Raw genomic sequence first — 26338 nt, forward strand, 5'->3', positions numbered from 1 at the left:
TTCAGGAACAAACCGCGTGCGATTATTTGCCCAATTAAGCTGGTACTTTCGTCGGGAGTGGCAACGCTACCTCGGCGCTGTGGCCCTGCTTATTATCATTGCCATCCTGCAGTTAATTCCACCGAAAGTGGTGGGATACGTGGTGGATGGCGTTACAGAACAGCATTACACCACCGCACGGGTGTTGATGTGGGTCGGCACGCTGGTGCTGACGGCCATCATTGTCTATCTGCTGCGCTACGTCTGGCGGGTACTGCTGTTTGGGGCGTCCTATCAGCTGGCCGTCGAACTGCGTGAAGATTTTTATCGTCAGCTGAGCCGCCAGCATCCCGAGTTCTACCTGCGTCATCGCACCGGGGATCTTATCGCTCGCGCCACCAATGACGTTGACCGCGTCGTGTTTGCCGCCGGGGAAGGGGTGTTAACGCTGGTGGACTCTCTGGTGATGGGCTGTGCGGTTCTGATTGTGATGTCCACCCAGATAAGCTGGCAGCTCACGCTGCTGGCGTTGCTGCCTATGCCGCTGATGGCGCTGGCGATCAACCGCTATGGCGAACAGCTTCATGAGCGCTTCAAGCTGGCGCAGGCGGCGTTTTCCTCGCTGAATGACCGTACGCAGGAGAGCATGACCAGCATCCGCATGATCAAAGCGTTTGGCCTGGAAGATCGACAATCCGCGCTGTTTGCAGCCGATGCCGCCGACACGGGGGCGAAGAACATGCGCGTTGCGCGTATCGATGCGCGGTTTGACCCGACAATCTATGTCGCGATTGGCATGGCAAACCTGCTGGCCATTGGTGGCGGGAGCTGGATGGTGGTGCAGGGCTCGCTAACCCTCGGGCAATTGACCAGCTTTGCCATGTACCTGGGGCTGATGATATGGCCGATGCTGGCACTGGCCTGGATGTTTAACATCGTAGAGCGCGGCAGCGCCGCCTACAGCCGTATTCGCGCGATGCTTGCCGAAGCGCCAGTGGTGAATGACGGTAGCGAATCGGTACCGGAAGGGCGCGGCGTGATGAATGTCGACGTCCGTAAGTTTGTGTATCCGCAAACGGAACATACGGTACTGGAGAACGTCAGCTTTACGCTCAAACCGGGTCAGATGCTCGGTATCTGCGGTCCGACAGGCGCCGGGAAAAGTACCGTACTCTCCCTGGTTCAACGTCACTTTGACGTCACGCAGGGCGATATTCGCTTCCATGATATTCCGTTGACGAACCTGCTGCTCGATGACTGGCGCGGTCGTCTGGCGGTGGTCAGCCAGACGCCGTTTCTCTTTTCTGACACCGTGGCGAATAACATTGCCCTCGGACGCCCGGCGGCGACTCAGGAAGAGATTGAGCACGTCGCGCGCCTGGCCAGCGTCCATGACGATATTCTGCGTCTGCCACAGGGCTATGAAACGGAAGTGGGTGAGCGTGGCGTTATGCTTTCCGGCGGGCAAAAACAGCGTCTCTCGATTGCCCGCGCGCTGCTGCTGAATGCCGAAATCCTTATCCTTGATGATGCGCTCTCCGCCGTCGATGGCCGCACCGAGCACCAGATCCTGCATAACCTGCGACAGTGGGGGGATGGAAGGACGGTGATCATCAGTGCACACCGGTTGTCGGCGCTGACGGAAGCCAATGAAATTCTGGTATTACAGCACGGGCACATTGCCCAGCGCGGACAGCATGAACAGCTTGCGGAGCAACCGGGCTGGTATCGCGATATGTATCGTTATCAGCAGCTTGAAGCGGCGCTAGACGACGCCCCGGAACAGGATGAGGAGAACGCTAATGCGTAAGACCGTGACGCAGTGGCCGACGCTAAAACGCCTGCTGGCCTATGGTTCTCCGTGGCGAAAACCGCTTTCGCTTGCCGTACTGTTGCTGTGGATTGCCGCGATTGCAGAAGTGAGCGGTCCGCTGCTTATCAGCTACTTTATCGACAATATGGTGGCAAAAAGCTATTTGCCGCTGGGGCTCGTCGCGGGGTTAGGTGTGGCCTACGTTGGGCTACAGCTGACTGCGGCGTCACTGCATTACGCTCAGTCTCTGCTCTTTAACCGGGCGGCCGTGGGCGTGGTGCAGAAGCTACGTACGGATGTGATGGATGCGGCGCTGCGTCAGCCGTTGAGCGAGTTTGATACCCAGCCGGTTGGGCAGGTGATATCCCGGGTGACCAACGATACCGAGGTGATCCGCGATCTGTATGTCACCGTCGTGGCAACCGTGCTGCGCAGCGCGGCGCTGATTGGCGCCATGCTGGTGGCGATGTTCAGCCTCAACTGGCGTATGGCTCTGGTGGCGATCACCATCTTCCCGGCCGTATTGATTGTAATGGTCATCTATCAACGCTACAGCACGCCGATTGTGCGTCGGGTGCGCGCCTATCTGGCCGATATCAACGATGGCTTCAACGAAGTGATCAACGGCATGAGCGTCATTCAGCAGTTCCGCCAGCAGGCTCGCTTTGGTGAACGCATGGGGGAAGCCAGCCGGTCGCACTATATGGCGCGTATGCAAACGCTGCGACTGGACGGTTTCCTGCTACGTCCACTGCTGAGCCTCTTCTCGGCGCTGGTTCTCTGTGGCCTGCTGATGCTTTTCGGGATGAGCGCGAACGGAACAATTGAAGTTGGGGTTCTGTACGCTTTTATCAGCTATCTGGGACGCCTTAATGAACCGTTGATAGAACTCACCACCCAGCAGTCTATGTTACAACAGGCCGTGGTGGCGGGGGAGCGCGTGTTCGAACTGATGGACCGGCCACGTCAGACCTACGGCGATGATGAGCGTCCTTTGCAAAGCGGAGAGATTACGTTTGATAAGGTCTCGTTTGCTTACCGTGAAGACCGTCTGGTGTTGCAGGACATCTCTCTTGATGTGCCGTCGCGCGGCTTTGTGGCGCTGGTGGGGCACACCGGTAGCGGCAAAAGTACCCTCGCCAGCCTGTTGATGGGCTATTACCCGGTCAGTCAGGGTGAAATCCGCATTGATGGTCGTCCGCTCGCATCACTGAGCCACAATGTGTTGCGCAAAGGCGTTGCAATGGTGCAGCAAGACCCGGTAGTCATGGCCGATACCTTTTACGCCAATGTCACTCTCGGTCGGGACTATACCCAGCAACAGGTGTGGGATGTGCTGGAAACCGTGCAGCTGGCAGAGCTGGCGCGCGGCTTTAGCGATGGGATCAATACCCGGCTCGGTGAGCAGGGGAATAACCTCTCGGTGGGACAGAAGCAGCTTCTGGCCCTGGCGCGGGTGCTGATTGAAACGCCGCAGGTGCTGATACTCGACGAAGCGACCGCCAGCATTGACTCTGGTACTGAGCAGGCTATCCAGCTGGCGCTGGCCGCGGTGCGTGATCACACGACACTGGTGGTTATCGCACACCGTCTTTCAACGATTGTCGACGCAGACACCATCCTGGTGTTGCATCGCGGTCAGGCCGTCGAACGCGGTACGCACCGGGAGCTGCTCGAAGCAAAAGGGCGCTACTGGCAGATGTATCAACTGCAGCTGGCCGGTGAAGAGCTGGCCGCCAGCGTGCGTGAGGACGAGTCCCTCAGCGCCTGATGCACCAAAACAAGGCAGCGCGCTAACAGTCATTACTGTTGGTGCAAAACTGAAACGCACCGTGCACTGTCATGGTGCGTTTTTTTTCACCGGTTCGTTAAACACGCTCGTGTAAAGCTCATTGCAGCGCGTTTCCCTCAGGTTTTTATTTCTGGCACACCCCTTGCAATGTCTTCTGCGTATTAGCGGCGGCCATTACCGAATTCTGACTGGAGGGGATCTATGAAGCTGGTTACGGTTGTAATCAAACCATTCAAACTCGAAGACGTGCGTGAAGCATTGTCTTCCATGGGTATTCAGGGACTGACTGTCACCGAAGTGAAAGGCTTTGGTCGTCAGAAGGGTCATGCCGAGCTTTACCGCGGGGCAGAATACAGCGTTAACTTCCTGCCAAAAGTAAAAATTGATGTCGCGATTGCTGATGACCAGCTTGATGAAGTTATTGATGTCATTAGCAAAGCGGCCTACACCGGCAAAATTGGCGACGGCAAAATTTTCGTTGCCGAATTGCAGCGCGTCATTCGCATCCGTACCGGCGAATCTGACGAAGCGGCACTGTAAGTAACTCCTGGCACACAGTGATAGGGATCGAGAAAATGAAGATAGCAACAATCAAAACGGGTCTGGGTTCGCTGGCACTGCTGCCGGGCCTGGCACTGGCTGCCCCTGCGGTGGCAGACAAAGCCGATAACGCCTTTATGATGATCAGCACCGCGCTGGTGCTGTTCATGTCCATTCCGGGCATTGCGCTGTTCTACGGCGGCCTGATCCGTGGCAAAAACGTTCTCTCCATGCTGACGCAGGTTGCCGTCACGTTCGCGCTGGTTTGCGTGTTGTGGGTGGTCTACGGTTACTCTCTGGCCTTCGGCACGGGCAATGCGTTCTTCGGAAACTTTGACTGGGTCATGCTGAAAAACATCGAACTGACCGCGCTGATGGGCAGTTTCTATCAATATATTCACGTTGCCTTCCAGGGCTCGTTCGCCTGTATCACCGTTGGGCTGATCGTCGGTGCGCTGGCTGAGCGTATTCGCTTCTCCGCCGTACTGATCTTCGTGGTGGTCTGGCTGACGCTCTCCTATGTGCCGATTGCGCACATGGTCTGGGGTGGCGGTCTGCTGGCGAGCCATGGCGCGCTGGACTTCGCAGGCGGTACCGTTGTACACATCAACGCCGCGGTGGCGGGCCTGGTAGGGGCATACCTGATTGGCAAACGCGTGGGCTTCGGTAAAGAAGCGTTCAAACCGCACAACCTGCCGATGGTCTTTACCGGTACAGCGATCCTTTACTTTGGCTGGTTCGGCTTCAACGCCGGTTCAGCAAGCGCAGCAAACGAAATCGCCGCGCTGGCCTTCGTGAACACGGTTGTGGCAACGGCGGGTGCGATCCTCTCATGGGTGTTTGGTGAGTGGGCGGTACGCGGTAAGCCTTCACTGTTGGGTGCCTGTTCAGGTGCAATTGCCGGTCTGGTTGGTATCACGCCAGCTTGTGGCTACGTCGGTGTTGGCGGCGCGCTGCTTGTCGGGCTGGTCGCCGGTCTGGCGGGTCTGTGGGGTGTGACGGCGCTGAAACGTGTTCTGCGCGTCGATGACCCATGCGATGTCTTCGGTGTACACGGCGTCTGCGGCATCGTCGGTTGTATCATGACCGGTATCTTCGCGGCGAAATCGCTGGGTGGCGTGGGGTACGCAGAAGGCGTCACGATGGTTCACCAGGTGCTGGTGCAGCTGGAAAGTATTGCCATCACAGTCGTGTGGTCTGCCGTTGTGGCCTTCATCGGCTATAAGCTGGCGGATATGACCGTCGGTCTGCGTGTTCCGGAAGAGCAGGAACGCGAAGGTCTGGACGTCAACAGCCACGGCGAGAATGCGTACAACGCCTGATAAGCAAAACGGCAACCCTGGGTTGCCGTTTTCGTTTTGTTCCCTCTCCCGTCGGGAGAGGGCCGCAGTACAACATCACCCGCGGTTACGCATTACCCCTTCCTGCACCGTCGACGCGACCAGCACGCCATCCTGAGTGTAAAACTCACCGCGCACAAAGCCGCGCGCGCTTGACGCCGAGGTACTCTCCACGCTGTAGAGCAGCCACTCGTTCATGTCGAACGGACGATGGAACCACATGGAGTGATCGATGGTGGCCACCTGCATCCCTTTTTCAAGGAAGCCCACGCCGTGCGGCTGCAGCGCCACCGGCAGGAAGTTGAAATCTGAAGCATAACCCAGCAAATACTGATGAACGCGGAAATCCGCGGGCACGGTACCGTTAGCGCGGATCCAGACCTGGCGCTTCGGCTCGGCCGTGTGACCTTTCATCGGGTTATGGAATTCGACAGGGCGGATCTCAAGCGGTTTATCGCAGAGAAACTTCTCCTTTACCTGCGGTGGAAGCAGATGCGCCAGCGCACGGGCGATATCGGTCTCGGATTTGAGATCGTCTGGCGACGGCGCGGGTGGCATCGTTTTCTGATGCTCATAGCCCGGTTCCGGGGCCTGGAACGAGGCAGTCATATAAAAGATAGGCTTGCCATTCTGAACCGCCGCGACACGACGCGCGCTAAAGCTGTTGCCATCCCGCAATACCTCAACGTCATACACGATGGGTTTCGCGCTATCACCAGGGCGTAAGAAGTAGCTGTGAAATGAGTGCACCAGACGGTCTGCAGGGACGGTCTCCTTTGCTGCGTAGAGCGCTTGTCCTACGACTTGCCCGCCGAAGACCTGGCGTAAGCCGAGATCTTCGCTCTGTCCGCGAAAGAGTCCTTCCTCAATTTTTTCCAGATTCAGTAATGTCAGCAGATTGTTCAGTGCCTGACTCATAGTTGTCCTCAATAAACGCCGTAGCGAAAGATAGGCAGAGTATAACGCAGAAATGAAAGTGGTCCGATGGGTAGAATAATCTGAATATCTGGACGATTTTAGGCATAAATCAGTGATCTGTGCCAAACTTACCTGTGTTATGTGATTGAAACGACATCGGATGGGATCGATCCCGCTGGTGCATTGATGATAAGGAGACTTCAATGAAACTCGTGCCCATGCTAAGTGGTGTAGCAATTGCGGTGGCGTTGTCCGCCTGTGCAGGAAAGAGCGCCCAGGTGCCGGTGCCAGCAGCAGATCCAAACGGGATTAATACACTCTCACAGCAGTCCATTCAGCAGCCTAACGTTTCCGGGACTATCTGGATTAAACAGAAAGTCGCGTTACCGCCAGATGCGGTATTAACGGTAACCCTGTCTGATGCTTCCCTGGCAGACGCGCCGTCTAAAGTATTGGCCCAGCGTGCCGTGCGTACGGAAGGTAAGCAGGCACCGTTTAGCTTCGTGTTGCCGTATAACCCATCAGACGTGCAGCCTAATGCCCGTATCCTCCTGAGCGCAGCAGTAACGATCAACGATAAACTGGTGTTTATCACCGATACGGTGCAGGAAGCGATTAACCACGGCGGGACAAAAGTTGACCTGAACCTGGTTCCGGTACAGCAAACCGAAGTGCCGGTTGCGCCACAGACTAACCAACCGTCTCTGCCAACCCCTCCGACCCAGATGTAACGCTTTAAACCCTCTCCTCCGGGAGAGGGTTTAATACACCCAGCGGTACTTTTGCAAATCAATCTGTCCTGACCCCGACACCTGCACCCCTTCTGACAGTAACGCCTGACGCTGGCGCTGCAGATCCGGCCCGGTCAACGAGATTGTCCCATGACGATTTACCACCCGATGCCAGGGCAGGGTGCTTCCTTCGGGCAACCTTTTCAGTACGCCACCGACCTGCCGCGCCGCACGCGGAGAACCGGCCAGACGCGCTACGTCGCCATAGGTGGTGACATAACCTTCCGGCACAGAGGCCACAATTTGCCATACGCGTTGTGGAAAGGAGTCATGTTCGTCCATACGTCAACCTCTGGGGAATGTCTGGACAGTCATGTTAAACGAAGATAAACCCAATTGCTGCGCCAGTTTGCGCAAGAAACCAGCATCCAGTTGCGGGTCGCTTGCAATTGGCGGTAAGCACAGGGATAATGCGCCAGCGCGTTGGTTATCAACGCTCTCAATGGGGGCTCTGTTGGTTCTCCCGCAACGCTACTCTGTTCACCAGGTCAGGTCCGGAAGGAAGCAGCCAGGGCAGACGACGTGTGTGCCGGGATGTAGCTGGCAGGGCCCCCACCCATTTCTGCTCTCATCAACACTCTCCCTGTTTCTCTTCGCTTCGAATAGCCTTTAATCCACAACGTTATTAGGACTTTACTGACGTATGTAATATATATTTCATTGCATTGAAATATTACTGTCATAAACCTGTAATAATAGACTGTCATTTTAATATCGGATGTCTTTTTTCTGTCATAACTTAAAAATATATATCTGGATAACATTGGTAAGTTCGTGTATTAAATAAAGTACTTATTCCGAAGGGAAGTGACAAACATGGCTACTGCGGTGTTAAACGTTAAGATTGATCAAGCGCTAAAAGAAAGACTTCGCCACTATGCTGAAGTTAATAACGAGAATTTAAGCGTGACGACAGAGAAACTGCTGCTGCTGGCATTCGAAGCGGTAGAAGAGGCGGGAGTATCGGAAGAGGATATTGATAACCAGCATACGGAAGAAGAGAGTGTTTCTCCATTTACTCCTAAAGAAATCAAGGCTCTACGTAAAATTCTTAAGAAGAGAAAATGAAACAACAACTGTCAACTGCCAGTGACTACAACGAGGCCTGCGATCTGTTGCGTTCAGGCTACGTGAAGCATGTACGTCTTGGCTGGAATGTAGGAAGTGATGAGTTCTTTCGTATTGCGTCTGACTGGTGTGATACCGGCGCAAAAATAAAGAAAGACGGTGAAAATTTCGTTATTTCACTGAAAGGTTTTCCTATTCCTCCTCAGCACTAAATCTTGAATGGTGAAAACTGCTGACTGTATCTGTGACAGTCAGCAGTTTTTATTTTATGATCCACTTCAAATTTTTTATATCAAACCAGACTTCTTTTTATTGATGGCACGTTTTTATTCAAGGCGAGCCACAAGGGTTTAATTCTCAGTAATGCCTGTTCAAGCTCAGCCGGATCGAGTGAAAAGGGCATACGTAAATACCGATCAAACGCACCCGATAAACCAAACCGCGTGCCGGTCCCCAGGTTGATTCCCAGTATCTCTGCGCGTGCAGCAAGTTGTGTTGCCAGCATCCCCGGCAGTTCAATCCAGTAGGAAAGCCCGCCTTCCGCTTCATGGAATGTCCATTCAGGGAAGTGCTCGCGCAACAGCGCGCCGCATTGATCTCGCCGTTCTGCCAGCATCTTCCGGCGAGCGGGCAAAAACGTTTCGCTGTTATTGATAAGCCACAGCGTCGCCAGCTGTTCGAGCATGGGCGATCCTAAATCCAGGGTATCCCGCGTCTGGGCAAGCGTAGCGATGGTGCGCGAGGAGGCACGGATCCAGCCAAGACGAAGGCCGCCCCAGAAACTTTTTCCGGCAGAGCCTAACGTTATCACGGTGGCCTGCGGGTTGAATGACGCCAGCGGCGGCGGGGGGGGCGAGTCAAACCACAGATCCACCATCGTTTCATCTACTACCAGCGTCGTGCGGGTTTGCGCGGCAATCTCGGTGATTGCCTGACGGGTGGGAATATCCATGCATCGCCCGGTAGGGTTATGAAAATCGGGCATCAGGTATGCCAGGCGCGGCGCTGTCTGGGCAAGCGTTGCGGCAAACCCATGGGTATCCCAGCCCGTTTCCGGCAGCGACACACCCACTGGACGGCACTGCGCTCCCTGAATGGCGGCGATCGCCAGCGGGTAAGTGGGATGATCGACCACGACGCGATCCCCCGGACCGGTCATCATCCGCAGGACCAGCGCAAAACCGCTGACCGCGCCATTGACCACCATCACCTCGTCTGTCCGGGTCGGAAGCCCCCGCGCGGTATAGCGTGCGGCGATGGCTTCCCGCAGCGCCGGCAACCCAAGCTGATCGTAACCCGTAAGCGAGAGATGTTGCGTAATGGCCGTGAGCGCATGGGTATAGGCCTGGTGGATCTCAGGCCCGGCATTGAGCGCCGCGGTGGAGAGATCCAGCGCGGCACTGGCTGCTGAAAGGGTTGGCACGGCGCGTGTGTCGGGCAGGATCACGCGTGAACCGCTGCCGTGACGGCTTTCAAGATAACCTTCCTCACGCAGATGGGCGAGTGCGCTGCTGATGGTGGTCCGGCTCACATCCAGCGCAGTGGCCAGCTCCCGCTCGCCGGGTAGACGGGTGTTAAGCGCCAGTCGGCCATCAAGAATTAACAGGCGTAACGCATCCGCCAGCTGACGCCAGAGCGGGGTCCGGGACGAGGTTTGTTGCCAGTGGCCTAACAGGCGTACCAATGACTGGCTTCCGAAGCGGCGAGATGACATGTGCAGTCCACTATTTGAAAACTGGACATTAATCATAATGCCATTTTCGCTCAAGATGAAAGCCTGGTTCACTGGAGAAGATAAAAAATGGTACGTCGTCTGCTACAACTGTATGTCGGTTTAGGGCTGTATGGGCTTTCAACCACGATGTTTATTCGTTCGGATCTGGGGCTCGATCCGTGGGACGTCTTCCACCTTGGCGTGGCAATCCAGTTGGGGTTGAGCATTGGGATGGTGATTATTTTAACCGGTGCGGCGGTACTGCTGCTGTGGATCCCGCTGCGTCAGATGCCTGGTCTGGGAACCCTCAGTAACGTGATTATTATTGGCCTGGCGGCAGATGCCTCCATGGCCCTGATCCCCGAGGTGACCTCGCTGCCCCTGCGTATCGCGCTGCTGGTGGCCGGAATTGTCGTGAACGCGATAGCCACCGGTATGTATATCGGTGCCGGTTTCGGGGCGGGCCCGCGCGACGGTCTCATGACCGGGATCCATGCCCGTATGGGATGGTCCATCCGCAGCGTACGTACTTCGATTGAAGTGTCCGTGCTGCTGATTGGGTGCATGCTGGGCGGAACGTTCGGGATAGGCACCGTCGCGTATGCGCTGACCATTGGCCCGCTTATCCAGATCTGCTTGCCTCTGTTCCGTTATAAGCCGCGCGTTGAGAAGGCCCCCCAGCCGGAGCGGGTTGTTTAATTCTGCGAAGCGCTCACATGTTTTCATGGCGACGCTGTGTCAGAATAGTGGCCTTCGAATGACGCGATGCCAGAATGCATGAAAGCAATCACTCTTTATGATGTTGCCCTCCTTGCGGGGGTTTCTTATCAGACCGTTTCCCGTGTGATTAACGACGCGGAGCATGTCTCTGCCCGCACGCGGGAAAAGGTGCAGCAGGCGATGGCGGAACTGCACTACGTCCCCAATCTCAGGGCACAACAGCTGGCGGGTAAACGTACCCGTACGCTTGGTCTTATTACTACCGATCTGGCGCTGCACGCCCCTTCGCAAATTGTTTCGGCGGTAAAATCCCGGGCGGTTGAGCAGGGGGCGAGCGTGCTTATCTCAATGGTGGAACATCCACAGCAGTGCCAGTCTGCCCTTCAGGCGTTGCTGGCGCAGCGTGTGGAAGCTCTGCTGGTGAATGTGCCGCTGGAGGATCCTCATGCTGAAGCGCTGAAAGCCCTCGCATCGCCCATTCCGGTGCTGTTTCTGGATGTCTCGCCCTCGGCTCAGGTAAACAGCCTTGTGTTTAATGCAGAGCAGGGTGCTCGTCTCGGGATTGAGCATCTGCTTTCGCTGGGGCATGAGCGTATAGCGCTGCTGAGCGGACCGGAAAGCTCTGTCTCTGCCCGGGCACGTCTCGCAGGCTGGAACACCACGCTGGCACAGGCCGGGCTTGAGGCTGTCGCGGTGGCGCACGGCGACTGGAGTGCGGCAAGCGGCTATGAGAAAGGACATTTGCTGTTATCTGCCGCGCAACTCCCGGATGCGATAGTGGTCGCGAACGACCAAATGGCGCTGGGGGTGATGCGTGCCTGTGCGGAAAAAGGGACCGCGATCCCGGGCCAGATGTCGGTTGTCGGGTTCGACGATACGGCAGACAGCGCCTGGTTTTCTCCCCCACTGACCACCATTCGCCAGGCTTTTCGCGAGGCCGGCGAGCGAAGCGTGGAGTGGCTGCTGGCGCCAGTTGAGGGTGACGCATGCTGGCAGGTTCAGCTTCCGGTGACGCTGGTGACCCGCCATTCTACCGCTCGCCACGATCCGCAGCAGATCGAACGCGAGGGTCTGGCACAGCAGCTCAGGAGCCTGGCGCTAGCGGCTGAGCAACTTGCCCGCCGGTAAGACTTTTGTGATCTGACTCGCTACCCCGCGATCCGATGCTTTACCGCACCCGGTAGCCAGGGCATGTTAGCTAAAATTGTGAGCGCTTCGCAAAGAGGTTAATATGTCCAACACTCCATCGCTGACCCTTAGCGCACTTCTGGCTCGTCGGGACTGGGAAAATCCCGGAGTCACCCAGTGGAACCGCCTGGCAGCACATGCTCCCTTGCACAGCTGGCGTGATGAACACTCCGCCAGAGAAGACGGGGGAACCGTCAGCCGACGCCTTCTTAACGGGGAGTGGCGTTTTAGCTTCTTTCCTGCACCAGAGCAGGTTCCTTCGGTATGGGTCGGTGAAGATTGCGCCGATGCCGTGCTGATGCCCGTGCCCTCTAACTGGCAGATGCAGGGGTTCGACACGCCCATCTACACCAACGTGACCTATCCGATCCCCGTAAACCCACCGTTTGTGCCGCAAGAAAACCCAACAGGTTGTTACTCGCTCACATTTGAGATGGATGAAGCCTGGCTGCAGAGCGGCCAAACCTGCATTATCTTCGATGGCGTGAATTCGGCGTTTCATCTGTGGTGTAACGGTCAATGGATCGGTTATTCACAGGACAGCCGACTGCCCGCCGAATTCGATCTCTCAGCGGTACTGCGTCCTGGCCAGAACCGCATTGCGGTCATGGTGTTGCGCTGGTGCGACGGGAGCTATCTGGAAGATCAGGACATGTGGCGCATGAGCGGGATTTTCCGCGATGTGTCGCTGCTGCATAAGCCAGAGACGCACATTGCCGATTATCAGGTTGTGACTGACCTGAATGCGGAGCGAGATCGCGCGGTGCTGAAGGTGGATCTCGCGCTCGCAGGCGCACAGTTTGCGGAGTGTGAGGTGGCGTTTACCCTGTGGCGCAACGGCGAAAAATGCGCCAGTGCCACCGGGCGGCCGGGCACTGCCGCTGTCGATGAGCGCGGCGACTGGGCCGAGCGGCTAACGGTGACGCTCCCCGTTGAGGCGCCTGCCTTGTGGAGTGCGGAAACGCCGGAACTTTATCGCCTGACGATGACCCTTCTGAACGCGCAGGGTGAGGTGCTGGAAACGGAGGCCTGCGATGTGGGGTTCCGCCGCATAGAGATCAGCAATGGCCTGCTGAAGCTCAACGGTAAACCCCTGCTGATCCGTGGCGTTAACCGGCATGAGCATCACCCGGAAAACGGCCAGGTGATGGATGAAGCGACGATGCGCCGCGATATCGAACTCATGAAGCAGCATAACTTTAACGCCGTGCGCTGCTCGCACTATCCGAACCATCCGCTGTGGTACACGCTTTGCGACCGCTACGGTTTGTATGTCGTCGACGAAGCCAATATTGAAACCCATGGCATGGTGCCGATGAGTCGCCTTGCTGACGATCCGCACTGGCTGCCTGCCATGAGCGAACGCGTCACCCGCATGGTGCAGCGCGACCGCAATCATCCTTCGATTATCATCTGGTCGCTGGGGAATGAGTCCGGCCATGGCGCGAACCATGACGCACTGTATCGCTGGCTGAAAACCACCGATCCGACGCGTCCGGTGCAGTACGAAGGCGGTGGGGCGAATACGGCAGCGACCGATATCGTGTGCCCGATGTATGCCCGGGTCGATCAGGATCAGCCCTTCCCGGCGGTACCGAAATGGTCTGTTAAAAAATGGATCGGCATGCCGGATGAAACGCGTCCGCTTATTCTCTGTGAATACGCCCACGCGATGGGGAACAGCTTCGGTGGTTTTGCCAAATACTGGCAGGCGTTTCGCCGCCATCCTCGCCTGCAGGGGGGATTTGTCTGGGACTGGGTTGATCAGGCGCTGACCAGAAAAGACGACAATGGCACACCGTTCTGGGCCTACGGGGGAGACTTTGGCGACACGCCCAATGACCGCCAGTTCTGCCTTAACGGGCTGGTTTTTCCCGATCGCACACCGCATCCGGCACTGTATGAAGCCCAGCGCGCTCAGCAGTTTTTCACCTTTACGCGGGTAAGTACGTCTCCGCTGGTGATTGAAGTCCACAGCGATTACCTGTTCCGTCATACCGATAACGAGGTGCTACGCTGGACCCTTGTCCGTGACGGCAGCGTGCTGGCCAGGGGGGACGTGACGCTCTCCATTGCTCCCCAGGGCACACAGCGTCTGGACATCAACCTGCCAGCGCTGGCGCCTGAAGCGGGTGACGTCTGGCTGAACGTTGAAGTGCACCAGCCGCGGGCGACGCCGTGGTCACCGGCAAACCATCGCTGCGCGTGGGAGCAGTGGCCGGTTCCGACGCCCCTGTATATCGCCCCGCCAGTGCCAGAAGGTGTACCGCCGGTGTTAACGCAAACTGGCGACGTGCTTGAGCTGGTGCATCAGCAGCAACGCTGGCAGTTCAACCGCGCATCAGGACACCTGACGCAATGGTGGCGCAATGGCGTTGAAACGCTGCTCTCACCGCTGACGGATAACGTTAGCCGCGCACCGCTGGACAATGATATTGGCGTGAGCGAGGCCACGCGAATCGATCCGAATGCGTGGGTTGAACGCTGGAAAGCGGCAGGCATGTACGAGCTCACCCCGCGATTACTGCACTGTGAAGGAGAGCAGCATGCAGCCGAGGCGGTGGTGAAAACCCTGCATGTCTGGGAGTATCGCGGTAAAGCGCTTTTCCTGAGCCGTAAAATCTGGCGGGTGGACGATCGGGGCGTTCTGCATGGCGATGTTCAGGTCGATATTGCGTCTGATATCCCGGAACCGGCACGCGTAGGCCTGAGTGTTCACCTTGCCGCAACGCCGGAAACGGTTCAATGGCTGGGGCTTGGGCCACATGAAAATTACCCGGACAGAACGCTGGCGGCTCAGCAGGGGCGCTGGACATTACCGCTGGAAGCCATGCACACGCCTTACATCTTCCCGACAGAAAATGGTCTGCGCTGTGATACCCGTGAACTGCTGCTGGGCGCGCATCGGCTGAATGGCCTGTTCCATTTCTCCGTCAGCCGCTACAGCCAGCAGCAGTTGCATGAGACAACTCACCATCATCTGTTGCGCGAGGAGCCGGGGTGTTGGCTTAACCTGGACGCGTTCCATATGGGCGTGGGCGGTGATGACTCGTGGAGCCCCAGCGTCTCGCCGGAATTTATTCTGCAGAAACGCCAGCTTCGCTATACCTTCAGCTGGCAGCAGAACCCTGACTGAGCAAAGAGGCGGCCACAGCAGTGGCCGCCTCGCTTACGCCAGGATACCGCTCAGGCCGTGCAGGCTCATGTAAATCCCGACCACAGTAATCAGGGCAGCGGAGATCCACGGTGCTTTTCGTGAAAACTCGCTGAAACCCGGCCAGCGTTTTGTCGCATGCTTAAGGCTCAGGGCGGCAATTGCACCGGAAGCGACCAGCGTTAACGCCAGACCAATACTGAAGCTGAATACCAGCGTTGCGCCGAGGGCAAAATGCTTCAGCTGCAGGCAGATGAGCAGGACCGTGATTGAGGCCGGGCAGGGGATAAGCCCTCCGGTCAGGCCAAACAGTGCAATTTGTCCGGTGGTAACGTTCTGGCCGTTGAAGCGGCGGTTAATATCCTGTGCATGCGCGCGCTGGTGGGCGTCCTGCCACTCTTCTTCAACCAGTGGATGCCCATGGTCGTGATGATCATGATGGTGGTCATGGTCATGGTCATGGTCGTGATGATCATGATGGTGGTCATGATGATGGTCATGGTGATCGTGATGATGGTGGTGATCGTGTGGCTGACTCTCCTTCCAGGTTCGCCAGGCCATCCACAGGGCGATCAGCACGATCAGTATCCCCGAGACCAGCTGGAACCAGGGCTCAGACGTATGCGCATCCCAGCCCCGGCCAAACCATAATCCTGCCATGGCAATGATCCAGACCACCGCCGTATGGGAAAGCGTTGCCGCCAGACCAAGCAACACTGCCTGTTTCAGCGTACCGCGAATAGCCACAATAAACGCGGCCATCATCGTTTTGGAGTGGCCCGGCTCCAGGCCATGCAGCGCGCCGAGGAGGATAGCGCTGGGTACAAACAGCCAGGCATTGCCCTGCTGGAGGAGTGAAGCAAAATCGTTCATGGAAAATTCCGGAGTGGAAAGCGTGTTCAGATACTACTCCCCCCCAGTAGTCTAATACTACCCCCCAGTAGAAAAATACTCAGGGGGAGTAGAGCATGATATGCTTTAAAAGCCATACGATAAGGGAGACAGAGATGTCACATACGGTTCGCGACAAGAAGATGTTATTGACTCGCCTGAAGAAAATTCAGGGGCAAAGCGCTGCCCTGGAAAAAATGCTCAATAGCGACCACGAATGCTCCGACGTGTTACAACAGCTGGCGGCGATCCGCGGCGCGGTAAACGGCATGATGATGCAGGTGATCGAAGGTCATCTCACCGATCATGTGGTGAAAGAGCCTGAAGAAGCTCAGCGCGAAGCCGATCTTGGCGTCGTGTTACAGGTGATCAAATCCTATCTTAAGTAGGATGTGTTTTGAGGTTATCTTCCGCCCAAAGAATAAAGTCCGCTTTCGGCAACGCCTTGCTGTAGTACCAACCCTGCCCATACTGCACGCCGTGACGACGTAGCCAGGCGAGTTGCCCTTCGGTCTCCACGCCTTCCGCAACCATCGCCAGCTTCAGCGATTTTGCCATTTCAATAATGTGTGGCGTCACGTTTTTATATTCCAGTGCATCCACAAACGCTTTATCAATTTTTAGCGTGTCGACATCCAGATCCTGCAGGTAGCTCAGGCTGGAATAGCCCGTACCGAAATCATCAATATAGATTGCGTGGCCTGAATGACGAAAGGCGGCGATGGCCGGTGCGCTGATTTTAGGATCGGCAAAGCCGCGCTCGGTTAACTCAAGGGCGATCTGTTGCGGATGGACTTTCCACTTATTCATTAAGTGACTCAGCAGTGGCGGGAGTTTTCCCGAGGTCAAATCGGCCGGCGCGAGGTTAATGGAAATATGCTGACCGGCGTGAAGGTGCAGCCAGTAGCCCATATCCTCAAATACCTTTTCAATGACCAAATGCGTCAGCTGCGAGATGAGCCCCGTTTGCTCAGCAAGCGGCACAAAAATATCCGGTGAAAGGCTGCTCCCGTCAGGCTGGGGCCAGCGGGTTAGCGCCTCTGCGCCCACAATCTTCCCGCTAGAGAGTTCAATAATGGGCTGGTAATGCACCACAAATTCCCGGTTATTGATGGCGTCAAGCAGGCGGTTGCGTGGCGACTGGATGCGACGCAGCAGTCGCAAAACAAAGAGTGCGGCAAGCAGGCTTATCAGTATGCCGAACGGCAGCCAGATAAGAAGTTGCTTGTGCCAGGTTTCAGCCAGCGGTTTTAACGCCGCCCAGGCGACCACCGTAAACCCCAGTTCAGGAACAGGCTTCATAATGTATATCGAGCCGTTGTACTGAATGCGGGTGACGCCCTGATCCTTAACCAGATTGCGGATATGCGGATCGAGCTTGCTGCTGCTGGCAAAAATGAGATGTGATTTGCTGCCCACCAGGGCGGCATCTGTGGCGATCTCACCGAAAGGGATCACATCGACAAGCGAGGCAGGATCCACCAGCACCAGATAGTGGCCCCGACCCAGGACCGCCATGTAGCGGCTAAAACCGAGATCGTTTTGCGTGGTGAGCCATGTGCCATAACCATCTTCCGTGATTCGCATGGGCGGCGGGAAAGGGGCCGACTGACTGGTTTGTTCCAGGGACGAGCAAAGGGGCTCAAGATTGTTGATATAAATAACTTCCTGAACATAACGCCATGAAAAAGCGACCCGCCGCATCTCCCTTAAATGCATAACGCTACAGGGGATCCCTTTAAAGGTCTGCAGGCTATTGAGCGCTTCCTTTGCATCATCCACTACCCTGGCGGTACGTATCAGCACGCGTGAGGCATAGCTATCCAGCGCATCGACAAACTTATCTTCCGCCTGGCGATGTGCCAGCCAGATGCTCAGGCTAATCGGAACCAGTACCGCAATGATAAGTACACCGGTCACCAGACTGACCAGATGTCGGGTTTTCATGGTGCTGTCTCCTTCCTCTTATGCCCGCTCCTGGGCGCTGAAAAACCTGCCAGAGGAGAAAGATTTTACCGCTAAATGATAAAGTTATAGCACGTGCAGGTCATGATTTACGGCACAAAAGAAAATATCGTCGGGGCAGAGGGGTTGTTTTTTCAGCAGGGGTTAGATATTATTTTGTTATGTTATAACAAAACATAAAGAGTTTACGATGAAACCAGATATCCACCCAGCCTATCGCACCGTGGTGTTCCACGACACCAGTGCTAATGAATACTTTAAAGTCGGCTCAACCATTAAGACCGACCGCGAAATTGAACTCGACGGTGAAACATATCCGTATATTACCATCGAGGTCTCTTCAAAATCGCACCCGTTCTACACCGGCAAGCAGAAAACGTTCTCGACGGATGGCAGTGCGGCGCGCTTCCGTAAGCGTTTCGGCGGCTTTCTTAATGCGAAGCGGGGATAACCATGCAGGTACTTAACTCATTGCGCAGTGCAAAACAGCGTCACCCAGATTGCCAGATAGTCAAACGCAAGGGACGCTTATACGTGATTTGCAAATCCAATCCGCGCTTTAAGGCGGTTCAGGGACGTAAGAAAAGACGCTAGACGCGTACTTCGCGCCAGCTTTCCAGGGATCTTTTCTGGTTGCCATCGGCAGTAAAATTGTCGGTGGCAAGCCAGCCTTCAAAGGCACTCGCCAGCGCCGGCCACTCTTTGTCGAGAATCGAAAACCAGTCGGTATCCCGGTTATGACCTTTCGTGACCAGCGCCTGACGAAAACGCCCCTCAAACTGAAAGCCAAGACGCAGTGCCGCCTTGCGCGAAGGCGCATTCAGGCTGTTGCACTTCCACTCGTATCGACGATACCCAAGGGTGTCGAACACGTATCGCATCAGCAGATATTGCGCTTCCGTCGACATCGGCGTGCGGCTGAGCAGCGGGGAGAAATGAACATGTCCCACCTCCACGACGCCGTTGGTTGGATCGATCCGCATCAGAGCCAGCGTGCCGACCGGAGACTGGGTCTGGTTGTCGATAACGCTAAAGTGAATCGGATCGGATAAGTCACGCACGCTTTCTACCCATCCTGCAAACGCCTCTGCGCTGGCATCCGGCTCACGCAGCAGCCACGTCCAGCTGCGGGTATCTTCGGCCAGAGAATACGCGCTGAACAACGCCTCAGCGTGCTCTACTCGCAGCGGCTCAAGGCGACAATAGTGGCCCTGAAGCACCACACGTGAAGGGTGCTGGCGGGGTTGCCAGTCGATAAGCGCCTCGCCTACTGGCTGTCCAAACTCGTTGAATGTTTTCATTTTACTGTCCGTGACGTTGATAAGAACGCCAGACTAGTGAATTACTGGTTCCTTAAAAAGTGCCACTCAGCTATGTTTTGGTGGTACCACGGGAGGCGAGATGAACATACCGGGCGATGAATTTTATACTTTGCTGAATGCCGCGTTGAAAGCGCGGGGGGAAGAGACGCTACAGCGTGCACTGTATCATGCATTGCGTGAGGCGATACTGTGCGGCCGGCTACACGCCGGGAGCCGGCTTCCCGGTTCGCGAATGCTGGCTCAGCAGCTCTCGCTTTCACGGAATACCGTCAATGCGGCGCTGGAACAGCTGACGCTCGAAGGGTATCTGCTGCGTAATCGCCAGGGGACGCGGGTGGCGCAGCTGGCGCAGCGTACGCTCGTTCAGGCATTGCCGGACTCTGCCGTCGCGCTCGGCAGCCGGGTCGCCTCGCTGCCTGCGCCGGTGCCGCGTGATACCCCGGTTCCGGCATTTACGCCGGGAACACCGGCCATCAACTACTTTCCCCTGCCGCTGTGGCGGCGCTTGTACGACCGGGTTCTGCGCGAAGAGGGCAGCGCGCTGTTAGGGTATGGCGATCCTGCCGGAGAGCCGTCGCTGCGGGCGGCCATTGCTCGCCACCTTACCCTTTCGCGCGGCATTGACTGCGATGCCAGTCAGATAGTAATGACCGAAGGTGCGCTTGAGGGGGTAAACCTTTGCACGATGCTGCTGAGCGAACCCGGCAGCGTCGCGTGGGTGGAAGATCCTGGCTATGGTGGGGCTAAAAGCGCTTTTGCCAAAGCGGGCTTAGTCATGACGGGGATGCCGGTTGATGACGAAGGCATGTTCTGGGAAGGGCTGGATATGCCGTCCCCTGCGCTTATTTTCACCTCACCTTCGCACCAGTTTCCGTACGGAAGCGTGCTCAGTGCGCGGCGACGCCTGGCGCTGCTGGATCTGGCCCGGCAGCATAACGCCTGGATTATTGAAGATGATTACGACAGCGAGTTTCGTTATTCCGGTGAGCCCGTGCCCGCAATGCTGGGAATGGTCAACAATGCGCCGGTTGTCTATCTCGGTACCTTCAGCAAAACCCTCTTTCCGTCGCTGAGAATGGGGTTCATGGTGTTACCCCCGGTGCTGGCAAAAGCGGCCCGTCCGGCCATTGGCGCGCTGCTGCGTGGCGGGCATCGCGCCGAACAGCGAACCCTGGCGCTGTTTATTGAGGAAGGACATTATGCCCGCCACCTTGCCGCCATGCGCCGGCTCTACCGTAAGCGCTACCGGCAGCTGCGTGAGGCGCTGAGTGCTGAGCTTCATACCCCGCATCGCATTCTGGCGGGTGAAGGGGGGATGCATCTGACGCTGGCAATAGACGGCATCGACGACCAAAAAGTGGTCGAGCAGGCGAGGGCGTTTCAGTTGGCACCCGCTGCACTGAGCGGGTATTACCTGGAGCCGAAGCAGGGGCAAACCGGTCTGGTGTTAGGTTACGGCAATACCTCTGCTTCTCAGTTTGTGTCGGGTATCCGACGCATATAGGCTTTAATCACACAGCAGCAGGACGGGAAAGGGTAAAGACATCATAAAAAGAGAGCTGACCTTTGGTGGATACCATCTTCTGCAGCTTCTCTTTTTGCACTGTTTCAACCGCGGGGGAGTGCATGATGCTTTCGATCAGCTCCGGCGGCACGTAACGCGTGTTATACCATTCACCGTTATAGCAAACCCGGAAATCAAGGACGTCGATATCTTCGTAGCGGTAGCGGGGATTAACGTCAAAAAAGAAAAAGGCGTTAAACACCACAAACAGAATGACAAGCAGCCAGACGGAGTCCACCAGAGTTTCGGACTTCAGCATCACAATCAGTGTCGCCAGCCAGGCGGCATACATTGCGACAAACAGTCCAGGGTGTTTGCGAATAAAGCTGATGCTAAAGCGCGGGCGATTGTCGCGCTTTTCGCGGTGATTAAGATCGTCGATGGTGGCAGTAAGCAGGCGCTGTATCTCGGTCATTTTTTGCCTTTATGAGAATTGACAATACAGGATGTCTGCCAATTTTAGGGGAGCCATTTGGCTGAAAAAAGTAACAGTCAGGCGCTAAAAGACCATAACAGTTGACTCCCCGTCACTTTACAGCCGTTTAATGATTGTTGCCGGATTGCCGCCGACGACGACATTCGCCGGGACGTCTTTCGTTACGATAGCGCCGGAGGCCACCACCACATTATCACCCAGCGTAACGCCCGGGTTAATAACCGCACGTCCGCCAATCCAGACGTTATTGCCGATGGTCACCGGCTTGCCAAACTCCACGCCGCTATTACGCGCGTCGGCGTCCAGCGGATGGGTTGCCGTGTAAATATGCACCCCTGGCGCGAGCATGCAGTTGTCGCCGATATGTATCGGGCAGACATCCAGCATCACGCAATCGAAATTGGCGTAAAATTCTTTGCCCAGATAAATGTTATATCCATAGTCACAGCGGAAGCTCGGCTCAATATAGGCCCCTTCGCTTTGCCCGAGGAGTTCCGCCAGAATGTTCTGGCGTTCGAGTTTCTCATCAGGTGCAGTGTGGTTATAACGGTGAACCAGGTGTCGGGCGCGTAATCGGTCGGCCCGTAATGTTTCATCACCAGGGCGGTAATGTTCACCTGCAATCATCTTCTGCTTTTCTATGCTCATTGGGAACCTCACTGGTCGTCTTTACCGTAGGGTAATCGGAACAGGATAGCAGGGGAACGTTCCCGGAAAATCACTGTGACTATAATCACAATAATATTGCGGATGAGCACGTTTTACACGGAGACCTGCACTGGGGCAGGAGGGTATAGCCAGAAAGTTGAATACAGCTGAGAAAGTGGCGTAGAACCTCTACAGACACACTTCAAAGATTAACGGACAAATCTCCACACGGACGTTGGGATTTTGTCATACAGCTTATTCATGGTCAGTTCTGCAAGACGGTGGTCAGCCGCTGAATAAAATACCGCCAGTTCATTATCAGAAAGCTCGTATTTATTCTTTTCAATTACACGTTCAAGCGTGTCTATTGACTGACAGCGTCGCAAACGCATCAAATAATCGATTTTTGTGAGTGGTTTTTCAGACATAAATTTACCTTACTAATTGTAATAATTTTAACAGGAAAGACTAACGGGGTTAGCTCTGCTCACGTTGATGAAGCAACGAAATAGTCGGTTGCCCGATTTACGCCATTTCTGCAAATCTTGCGCATTAATGCCGTAGCTGCTGAACAACATAAAGGTGTCATCCAGGTATTCATCAATTTGCTCAATCAGCTTATTATCTTCATTGTACTTAATTTTATAATTAAGTGCGAAGGTTGCAATATGCTCGATCAACTCGTTTAACTGTAAATTGATGGCAGACGTTGGGTCGTTTACCCAGCCATGGTTACTTTCATCAAGATTGGCAAGGCAGTCATGGTACAAGGATTCGCAGAGAAATTTCAACTGCGCGATATCATGCCTTTTTGGCGAGTACTCGTCCATAGCGCATCCCCTTCTGAGTGATTTCTTACTCACCGAACATCATGTCGGGATGGATACAACATACTTAGCCGCACGGGTGCTGTGTTCCTGATAACTCTAACTATAATCCACTCTGATCAAGATTTCACCGCGCTATTACGAAAAATTACAAATAAAAGCACTGACTGCGAGCCTTTACGCAAATGTGCCTTCAGCGCTAAACATTTTTATCCAGATTAACGCGGAACTTTTTTCGCTCCCTTACGTTTCATTGGCTTAGCGTAAACAATCCTAAGATGTCCAAATCCGGAGTTCTCTTTGTCTGAAGATATGGTTAGGAATATTCCTAATCACTTAAGCAGGGAAATGAAATTAAAAAAATCCTGAATTCAGCGATTACGTTATCACTTAATTATGATATGTCATTGTAGGCGGCAGGAAATAAATAGAAGCACAATAAGCCTATTTTATGATTTTTTTCTGAAAAAGAAAAAGGCCGCTAATGCGGCCTTTTTATCATGTGAAACCGGTATCAGTGCGGTTCTACCGAATGACTGTGCTCAATATCTTCATTCTTGCGGCTAAAGCGGCGGCGAACCACCACGAAGAATACCGGAACGAAGAAGATAGCAAGTACGGTTGCGGTAACCATACCCCCCATAACGCCTGTACCGACGGCGTTCTGTGCACCGGAACCCGCACCGGTACTGATAACCAGCGGCATTACCCCGAGGATAAATGCCAGTGATGTCATCAGGATTGGGCGCAGACGCATACGCACCGCGTCAAGGGTCGCCTCAATCAGGCCTTTACCTTCTTTCTCCATCAGATCTTTGGCGAATTCAACGATAAGTATCGCGTTCTTCGCCGACAAGCCAATGGTTGTCAGCAGGCCCACCTGGAAGTACACGTCGTTGGTTAATCCACGGAACGTTGCCGCAAGCAGCGCACCGATAACCCCCAGTGGCACCACCAGCATAACGGAGAACGGAATCGACCAGCTCTCATACAGTGCCGCCAGACACAGGAAGACCACAATCAGTGAAATGGCGTACAGGGCAGGGGCCTGGTTACCGGACAGACGTTCCTGGTAGGACATACCGGTCCAGTCATAGCCGATACCCGCAGGCAGTTTACCTGCCAGCTCTTCCATCAGGTTCATGGCTTCACCGGTGCTTCGGCCTGGTGCGGCCTGACCCAGGATCTCCATGGATGGCAGCCCGTTATAACGTTCCAGACGCGGCGAACCGTATTCCCAGTGCGACGTAGAGAAGGATGAGAACGGCACCATCTGACCGTTGTTGCCGCGAACGTACCAGTTGTTGATATCGTTCGGTAACATACGGTATTGCGCTTCTGACATCACGTACACTTTCTTCACACGACCACGGTCGATGAAGTCGTTAACGTAGCTACCGCCCCAGGCCGCGCCCAGCGTGGTATTGATGTCACTGATGGAAACGCCCAGTGCCTGTGCTTTCTCCTGATCGATGTCGATTTTGTACTGAGGCGTATCTTCCAGACCGTTAGGACGCACGCCGACCAGAAGGTCAGGGTGTTTCGCCACTTCACCGAACAGCTGGTTACGTGCCTGCGTCAGTTTTTCATGACCCAGACCGCCCTGGTCAATCAGCTGGAAGTCGAAACCTGTCGCTGTTCCCAGTTCAACAATCGCTGGCAGGTTAAAGGCGAAGACCATCGCATCTTTAATCTGTGAGAACGTGCCCATTGCACGGCCAGTAATCGCCTCAACCTTGTTCTCTTCGCCTGGACGTTCTGACCAGTCTTTCAGAGAAACGAAGGCAATACCGGTGTTCTGACCACGACCCGCAAAGCCAAAGCCGTTAACCGCAAACACGGATTCAACGTTAGCTTTCTCTTTGGTGAGGTAGTAATCCGTTACTTCATCCAGCACCTTCTGGGTACGTTCTTGCGAGGCACCCGCCGGCAGCTGTGCCATCGTCAGGAACACGCCCTGGTCTTCATCGGGCAGGAACGAGCTTGGCAGACGAACGAACAGATAGGCCATACCCACCACGATGATGATATAGAGCAGCAGGTAACGACCGGTGCTGCGCAGGATGTTACCCACGCTGTCGGTGTAGTGATGCGTGCTCTTATCAAACATGCGGTTAAACCAGCCGAAGAACCCTTTATGCTCGCCGTGACCGCCTTTCTGAACAGGTTTCAGCATGGTGGCACACAGTGCAGGCGTCAGGATCAATGCAACCAGTACCGACAGCGCCATCGCCGAGACAATGGTGATGGAGAACTGACGATAAATTGCACCGGTTGAGCCGCCGAAGAAGGCCATCGGGATAAATACCGCAGACAGTACCATCGCGATACCGACCAGCGCGCCCTGGATCTGGCCCATGGATTTACGGGTTGCTTCCTTCGGCGGTAGACCTTCTTCCGCCATGACACGCTCGACGTTTTCTACCACCACGATGGCGTCATCCACAAGCAAGCCGATGGCGAGCACCATCCCGAACATCGTCAGGGTGTTTATCGAGTAGCCAAAGATGGCCAGTATGGCGAAGGTCCCGAGCAATACGACCGGTACGGCGATGGTTGGGATCAGCGTCGCGCGGAAGTTTTGCAGGAACAGATACATGACCAGGAATACCAGGATGATCGCTTCTGCCAGGGTTTTAACCACTTCGTGAATCGAGATTTTGACGAACGGCGTGGTGTCATACGGATAAACGATCTTCAGGCCTGACGGGAAGAACGGTTCCATCTTCTTCAGTTCCGCACGGATAGCCGTCGCGGTGTCCAGGGCGTTAGCACCTGTCGCCAGTTTGATCCCGAGACCGGAAGCCGGCTTGCCGTTAAACTTCGCAATGATGTCGTAGTTTTCGCCACCCAGTTCCACTTTTGCCACGTCGCGCAGACGAACCTGTGAACCGTCCTGATTCACCTTCAGCAGAATTTTGCTGAACTCATCGGCGGAGGTCAGACGGGTCTGTGCGATGATCGAGGCGTTAAGCTGCTGGCCTTTCACCGGCGGGGTACCGCCTAACTGACCGGCGGCAACCTGGGCGTTCTGCGCTTTGATGGCGTTGATCACGTCCACCGGCGTCAGTTGGAAGTTGTTCAGTTTGTTCGGATCCATCCAGATACGCATCGCGTACTGAGAACCGAAAAGCTGAACGTCACCCACACCAGACGTACGGCTGATGGCGTCCTTCATGTTGGCGCCCACGTAGTCGGAAATATCCTCCTGCGTCATGGTGCCGTTGGTGTTGATAACGCCAACAACCATCAGGAAGCTACTGGACGATTTCTCGACGCTCACACCCTGCTGTTGTACTTCTTGTGGCAGCAACGGCATGGCGAGCTGCAGTTTGTTCTGGACCTGAACCTGCGCGATGTCAGCATCAGTACCTGACTGGAAGGTCAGGGTGATCTGTACCGTACCGGTTGAGTCACTGTTTGAGGACATGTACATCAGGTTATCGATACCGTTCATGTTCTGTTCGATAACCTGTGTCACGGTGTCCTGCACCGTTTTTGCATCAGCCCCGGGGTAGGTTGCGGAAATTGTTACCGCCGGTGGCGCAATCGTTGGATATTGCGCGACAGGCAGCTTCAGGATCGCAAGTCCCCCAGCCAGCATGATGATTATGGCGATCACCCATGCAAATATGGGGCGATCGATAAAGAAATTAGGCATGTCTTAA

Annotated in this window: 25 protein-coding genes and 1 other RNA gene; 15 read left to right on the forward strand and 11 right to left on the reverse strand. The window is 55.3% G+C overall.

The features are described 5' to 3' along the window. Positions 1 to 16 precede the first annotated feature (16 nt). The 4 genes from AC2FAP_RS16620 (at position 17) to amtB (ending at position 5446) form a co-directional block, all read left to right on the forward strand. Positions 17 to 1789 (forward strand): SmdA family multidrug ABC transporter permease/ATP-binding protein, encoded by a 1773-nt coding sequence (locus AC2FAP_RS16620; protein ID WP_277492617.1) that lies wholly within the window; start codon positions 17 to 19, stop codon positions 1787 to 1789. Then, the gene (locus tag AC2FAP_RS16625) at positions 1782 to 3563 is read left to right on the forward strand and encodes a SmdB family multidrug efflux ABC transporter permease/ATP-binding protein (RefSeq protein WP_020885202.1); all 1782 of its coding nucleotides are present in this window, start codon (positions 1782 to 1784) and stop codon (positions 3561 to 3563) included. The genes AC2FAP_RS16620 and AC2FAP_RS16625 overlap by 8 nt, the downstream gene beginning before the upstream one ends. A gap of 222 nt (positions 3564 to 3785) precedes the next feature. Then, on the forward strand, positions 3786 to 4124 hold the full coding sequence (gene glnK / locus AC2FAP_RS16630; RefSeq protein WP_008503304.1) for a P-II family nitrogen regulator: 339 nt from the start codon (positions 3786 to 3788) through the stop codon (positions 4122 to 4124). 35 nt (positions 4125 to 4159) lie between these two features. After that, complete coding sequence (gene amtB, locus AC2FAP_RS16635; protein ID WP_020885201.1) at positions 4160 to 5446, forward strand: ammonium transporter AmtB; 1287 nt, start codon at positions 4160 to 4162, stop codon at positions 5444 to 5446. Between the two features lie 75 nt (positions 5447 to 5521). On the opposite strand, the gene tesB is transcribed toward amtB, so the two are convergent. Continuing rightward, positions 5522 to 6382 (reverse strand): acyl-CoA thioesterase II, encoded by an 861-nt coding sequence (tesB, locus tag AC2FAP_RS16640; RefSeq protein ID WP_020885200.1) that lies wholly within the window; start codon positions 6380 to 6382, stop codon positions 5522 to 5524. Positions 6383 to 6585: 203 nt separating this feature from the next. Here tesB and AC2FAP_RS16645 point away from each other — a divergent pair, with 203 nt between their 5' ends. Continuing rightward, positions 6586 to 7113 carry a YbaY family lipoprotein gene (locus tag AC2FAP_RS16645; protein WP_014168885.1) on the forward strand — a complete coding sequence of 176 codons (528 nt, stop codon included), beginning with the start codon at positions 6586 to 6588 and terminating at the stop codon, positions 7111 to 7113. Between the two features lie 30 nt (positions 7114 to 7143). Here AC2FAP_RS16645 and AC2FAP_RS16650 read toward each other — a convergent pair whose 3' ends face one another. Next, positions 7144 to 7455 carry an MGMT family protein gene (locus tag AC2FAP_RS16650; protein ID WP_020885199.1) on the reverse strand — a complete coding sequence of 104 codons (312 nt, stop codon included), beginning with the start codon at positions 7453 to 7455 and terminating at the stop codon, positions 7144 to 7146. A gap of 170 nt (positions 7456 to 7625) precedes the next feature. On the opposite strand from AC2FAP_RS16650, the gene ffs reads away from it, so the two are divergent. From ffs to AC2FAP_RS16665, 3 genes are all read left to right on the forward strand, one after another. Then, positions 7626 to 7722: signal recognition particle sRNA small type (gene ffs / locus AC2FAP_RS16655), an RNA gene on the forward strand. Positions 7723 to 7989: 267 nt separating this feature from the next. Beyond that, on the forward strand, positions 7990 to 8241 hold the full coding sequence (locus tag AC2FAP_RS16660; RefSeq protein ID WP_020885198.1) for a hypothetical protein: 252 nt from the start codon (positions 7990 to 7992) through the stop codon (positions 8239 to 8241). Further along, a complete protein-coding gene (locus AC2FAP_RS16665) occupies positions 8238 to 8453 on the forward strand; it encodes a hypothetical protein (protein WP_014168888.1) in 216 nt (71 codons plus the stop codon). Before AC2FAP_RS16660 ends, AC2FAP_RS16665 begins: the two co-directional genes overlap by 4 nt. An 80-nt stretch (positions 8454 to 8533) precedes the next feature. On the opposite strand, the gene yczR is transcribed toward AC2FAP_RS16665, so the two are convergent. Beyond that, a complete protein-coding gene (gene yczR, locus AC2FAP_RS16670) occupies positions 8534 to 9955 on the reverse strand; it encodes a MocR-like transcription factor YczR (RefSeq protein ID WP_025204848.1) in 1422 nt (473 codons plus the stop codon). A gap of 87 nt (positions 9956 to 10042) precedes the next feature. Here yczR and yczE point away from each other — a divergent pair, with 87 nt between their 5' ends. The 3 genes from yczE (at position 10043) to AC2FAP_RS16685 (ending at position 14999) form a co-directional block, all read left to right on the forward strand. Continuing rightward, a complete protein-coding gene (yczE, locus tag AC2FAP_RS16675) occupies positions 10043 to 10654 on the forward strand; it encodes a membrane protein YczE (RefSeq protein WP_014168890.1) in 612 nt (203 codons plus the stop codon). Between the two features lie 78 nt (positions 10655 to 10732). Continuing rightward, positions 10733 to 11803 (forward strand): LacI family DNA-binding transcriptional regulator, encoded by a 1071-nt coding sequence (locus tag AC2FAP_RS16680; RefSeq protein WP_025204847.1) that lies wholly within the window; start codon positions 10733 to 10735, stop codon positions 11801 to 11803. 103 nt (positions 11804 to 11906) lie between these two features. Further along, a complete protein-coding gene (locus tag AC2FAP_RS16685; RefSeq protein ID WP_449541491.1) occupies positions 11907 to 14999 on the forward strand; it encodes a beta-galactosidase in 3093 nt (1030 codons plus the stop codon). Between the two features lie 33 nt (positions 15000 to 15032). Here the strand turns inward: AC2FAP_RS16685 and AC2FAP_RS16690 are convergent, their stop codons facing one another. Continuing rightward, on the reverse strand, positions 15033 to 15890 hold the full coding sequence (locus AC2FAP_RS16690; RefSeq protein ID WP_449541490.1) for a nickel/cobalt efflux protein RcnA: 858 nt from the start codon (positions 15888 to 15890) through the stop codon (positions 15033 to 15035). A gap of 134 nt (positions 15891 to 16024) precedes the next feature. Between AC2FAP_RS16690 and AC2FAP_RS16695 the strand changes: the two genes are divergently transcribed. Continuing rightward, positions 16025 to 16297: a metal/formaldehyde-sensitive transcriptional repressor gene (locus AC2FAP_RS16695; protein ID WP_193163194.1), complete on the forward strand. Its 273-nt coding sequence runs from the start codon at positions 16025 to 16027 to the stop codon at positions 16295 to 16297. On the opposite strand, the gene AC2FAP_RS16700 is transcribed toward AC2FAP_RS16695, so the two are convergent. Then, entirely contained in the window at positions 16290 to 17855 is a 1566-nt protein-coding gene (locus AC2FAP_RS16700; protein WP_032677530.1) for an EAL domain-containing protein, read from the reverse strand. The two genes, AC2FAP_RS16695 and AC2FAP_RS16700, sit on opposite strands and share 8 nt — an antisense overlap. 208 nt (positions 17856 to 18063) lie before the next feature. Between AC2FAP_RS16700 and AC2FAP_RS16705 the strand changes: the two genes are divergently transcribed. Beyond that, positions 18064 to 18324 (forward strand): type B 50S ribosomal protein L31, encoded by a 261-nt coding sequence (locus AC2FAP_RS16705; protein ID WP_010428154.1) that lies wholly within the window; start codon positions 18064 to 18066, stop codon positions 18322 to 18324. 2 nt (positions 18325 to 18326) lie between these two features. Further along, positions 18327 to 18467 (forward strand): type B 50S ribosomal protein L36, encoded by a 141-nt coding sequence (gene ykgO / locus AC2FAP_RS16710; protein ID WP_003859006.1) that lies wholly within the window; start codon positions 18327 to 18329, stop codon positions 18465 to 18467. Here the strand turns inward: ykgO and AC2FAP_RS16715 are convergent. Then, the gene (locus AC2FAP_RS16715; RefSeq protein ID WP_449541489.1) at positions 18464 to 19174 is read right to left on the reverse strand and encodes a GNAT family N-acetyltransferase; all 711 of its coding nucleotides are present in this window, start codon (positions 19172 to 19174) and stop codon (positions 18464 to 18466) included. The genes ykgO and AC2FAP_RS16715 overlap by 4 nt on opposite strands. A gap of 100 nt (positions 19175 to 19274) precedes the next feature. Here AC2FAP_RS16715 and pdxR point away from each other — a divergent pair, with 100 nt between their 5' ends. Next, complete coding sequence (gene pdxR, locus AC2FAP_RS16720; RefSeq protein ID WP_485452992.1) at positions 19275 to 20699, forward strand: MocR-like pyridoxine biosynthesis transcription factor PdxR; 1425 nt, start codon at positions 19275 to 19277, stop codon at positions 20697 to 20699. Positions 20700 to 20706: 7 nt separating this feature from the next. On the opposite strand, the gene AC2FAP_RS16725 is transcribed toward pdxR, so the two are convergent. The 5 genes from AC2FAP_RS16725 to acrB all read right to left on the reverse strand — a co-directional run bounded on the left by AC2FAP_RS16725 (position 20707) and on the right by acrB (position 26331). Then, on the reverse strand, positions 20707 to 21174 hold the full coding sequence (locus AC2FAP_RS16725) for a YlaC family protein (protein WP_020885189.1): 468 nt from the start codon (positions 21172 to 21174) through the stop codon (positions 20707 to 20709). Between the two features lie 117 nt (positions 21175 to 21291). Then, entirely contained in the window at positions 21292 to 21843 is a 552-nt protein-coding gene (gene maa, locus AC2FAP_RS16730; protein WP_020885188.1) for a maltose O-acetyltransferase, read from the reverse strand. Positions 21844 to 22052: 209 nt separating this feature from the next. After that, entirely contained in the window at positions 22053 to 22271 is a 219-nt protein-coding gene (locus tag AC2FAP_RS16735) for an HHA domain-containing protein (protein ID WP_014168902.1), read from the reverse strand. Between the two features lie 27 nt (positions 22272 to 22298). Next, on the reverse strand, positions 22299 to 22673 hold the full coding sequence (gene tomB / locus AC2FAP_RS16740; RefSeq protein ID WP_020885187.1) for an Hha toxicity modulator TomB: 375 nt from the start codon (positions 22671 to 22673) through the stop codon (positions 22299 to 22301). A 511-nt stretch (positions 22674 to 23184) separates the two neighbouring features. Then, entirely contained in the window at positions 23185 to 26331 is a 3147-nt protein-coding gene (gene acrB, locus AC2FAP_RS16745) for a multidrug efflux RND transporter permease subunit AcrB (RefSeq protein WP_014168904.1), read from the reverse strand. Positions 26332 to 26338: the final 7 nt, after the last annotated feature.

It is taken from the genome of Enterobacter cloacae complex sp. 394I7 (assembly GCF_057320345.1).

Bases quoted from the DNA above. Each gene is read 5' to 3' on its own strand.
- AC2FAP_RS16685 (WP_449541491.1), top strand. From the start codon at position 11,907: ATGTCCAACACTCCATCGCTGACCCTTAGCGCACTTCTGGCTCGTCGG.
- AC2FAP_RS16695 (WP_193163194.1), top strand. From the start codon at position 16,025: ATGTCACATACGGTTCGCGACAAGAAGATGTTATTGACTCGCCTGAAG.
- AC2FAP_RS16660 (WP_020885198.1), top strand. From the start codon at position 7,990: ATGGCTACTGCGGTGTTAAACGTTAAGATTGATCAAGCGCTAAAAGAA.
- amtB (WP_020885201.1), top strand. From the start codon at position 4,160: ATGAAGATAGCAACAATCAAAACGGGTCTGGGTTCGCTGGCACTGCTG.
- AC2FAP_RS16645 (WP_014168885.1), top strand. From the start codon at position 6,586: ATGAAACTCGTGCCCATGCTAAGTGGTGTAGCAATTGCGGTGGCGTTG.
- AC2FAP_RS16650 (WP_020885199.1), bottom strand. From the start codon at position 7,455: ATGGACGAACATGACTCCTTTCCACAACGCGTATGGCAAATTGTGGCC.
- acrB (WP_014168904.1), bottom strand. From the start codon at position 26,331: ATGCCTAATTTCTTTATCGATCGCCCCATATTTGCATGGGTGATCGCC.
- ykgO (WP_003859006.1), top strand. From the start codon at position 18,327: ATGCAGGTACTTAACTCATTGCGCAGTGCAAAACAGCGTCACCCAGAT.
- glnK (WP_008503304.1), top strand. From the start codon at position 3,786: ATGAAGCTGGTTACGGTTGTAATCAAACCATTCAAACTCGAAGACGTG.
- yczE (WP_014168890.1), top strand. From the start codon at position 10,043: ATGGTACGTCGTCTGCTACAACTGTATGTCGGTTTAGGGCTGTATGGG.
- AC2FAP_RS16715 (WP_449541489.1), bottom strand. From the start codon at position 19,174: ATGAAAACATTCAACGAGTTTGGACAGCCAGTAGGCGAGGCGCTTATC.
- tesB (WP_020885200.1), bottom strand. From the start codon at position 6,382: ATGAGTCAGGCACTGAACAATCTGCTGACATTACTGAATCTGGAAAAA.
- pdxR (WP_485452992.1), top strand. From the start codon at position 19,275: ATGAACATACCGGGCGATGAATTTTATACTTTGCTGAATGCCGCGTTG.
- AC2FAP_RS16725 (WP_020885189.1), bottom strand. From the start codon at position 21,174: ATGACCGAGATACAGCGCCTGCTTACTGCCACCATCGACGATCTTAAT.
- tomB (WP_020885187.1), bottom strand. From the start codon at position 22,673: ATGGACGAGTACTCGCCAAAAAGGCATGATATCGCGCAGTTGAAATTT.
- yczR (WP_025204848.1), bottom strand. From the start codon at position 9,955: ATGTCATCTCGCCGCTTCGGAAGCCAGTCATTGGTACGCCTGTTAGGC.
- AC2FAP_RS16680 (WP_025204847.1), top strand. From the start codon at position 10,733: ATGAAAGCAATCACTCTTTATGATGTTGCCCTCCTTGCGGGGGTTTCT.
- AC2FAP_RS16735 (WP_014168902.1), bottom strand. From the start codon at position 22,271: ATGTCTGAAAAACCACTCACAAAAATCGATTATTTGATGCGTTTGCGA.
- AC2FAP_RS16690 (WP_449541490.1), bottom strand. From the start codon at position 15,890: ATGAACGATTTTGCTTCACTCCTCCAGCAGGGCAATGCCTGGCTGTTT.
- AC2FAP_RS16665 (WP_014168888.1), top strand. From the start codon at position 8,238: ATGAAACAACAACTGTCAACTGCCAGTGACTACAACGAGGCCTGCGAT.
- AC2FAP_RS16705 (WP_010428154.1), top strand. From the start codon at position 18,064: ATGAAACCAGATATCCACCCAGCCTATCGCACCGTGGTGTTCCACGAC.
- AC2FAP_RS16625 (WP_020885202.1), top strand. From the start codon at position 1,782: ATGCGTAAGACCGTGACGCAGTGGCCGACGCTAAAACGCCTGCTGGCC.
- maa (WP_020885188.1), bottom strand. From the start codon at position 21,843: ATGAGCATAGAAAAGCAGAAGATGATTGCAGGTGAACATTACCGCCCT.
- AC2FAP_RS16700 (WP_032677530.1), bottom strand. From the start codon at position 17,855: ATGAAAACCCGACATCTGGTCAGTCTGGTGACCGGTGTACTTATCATT.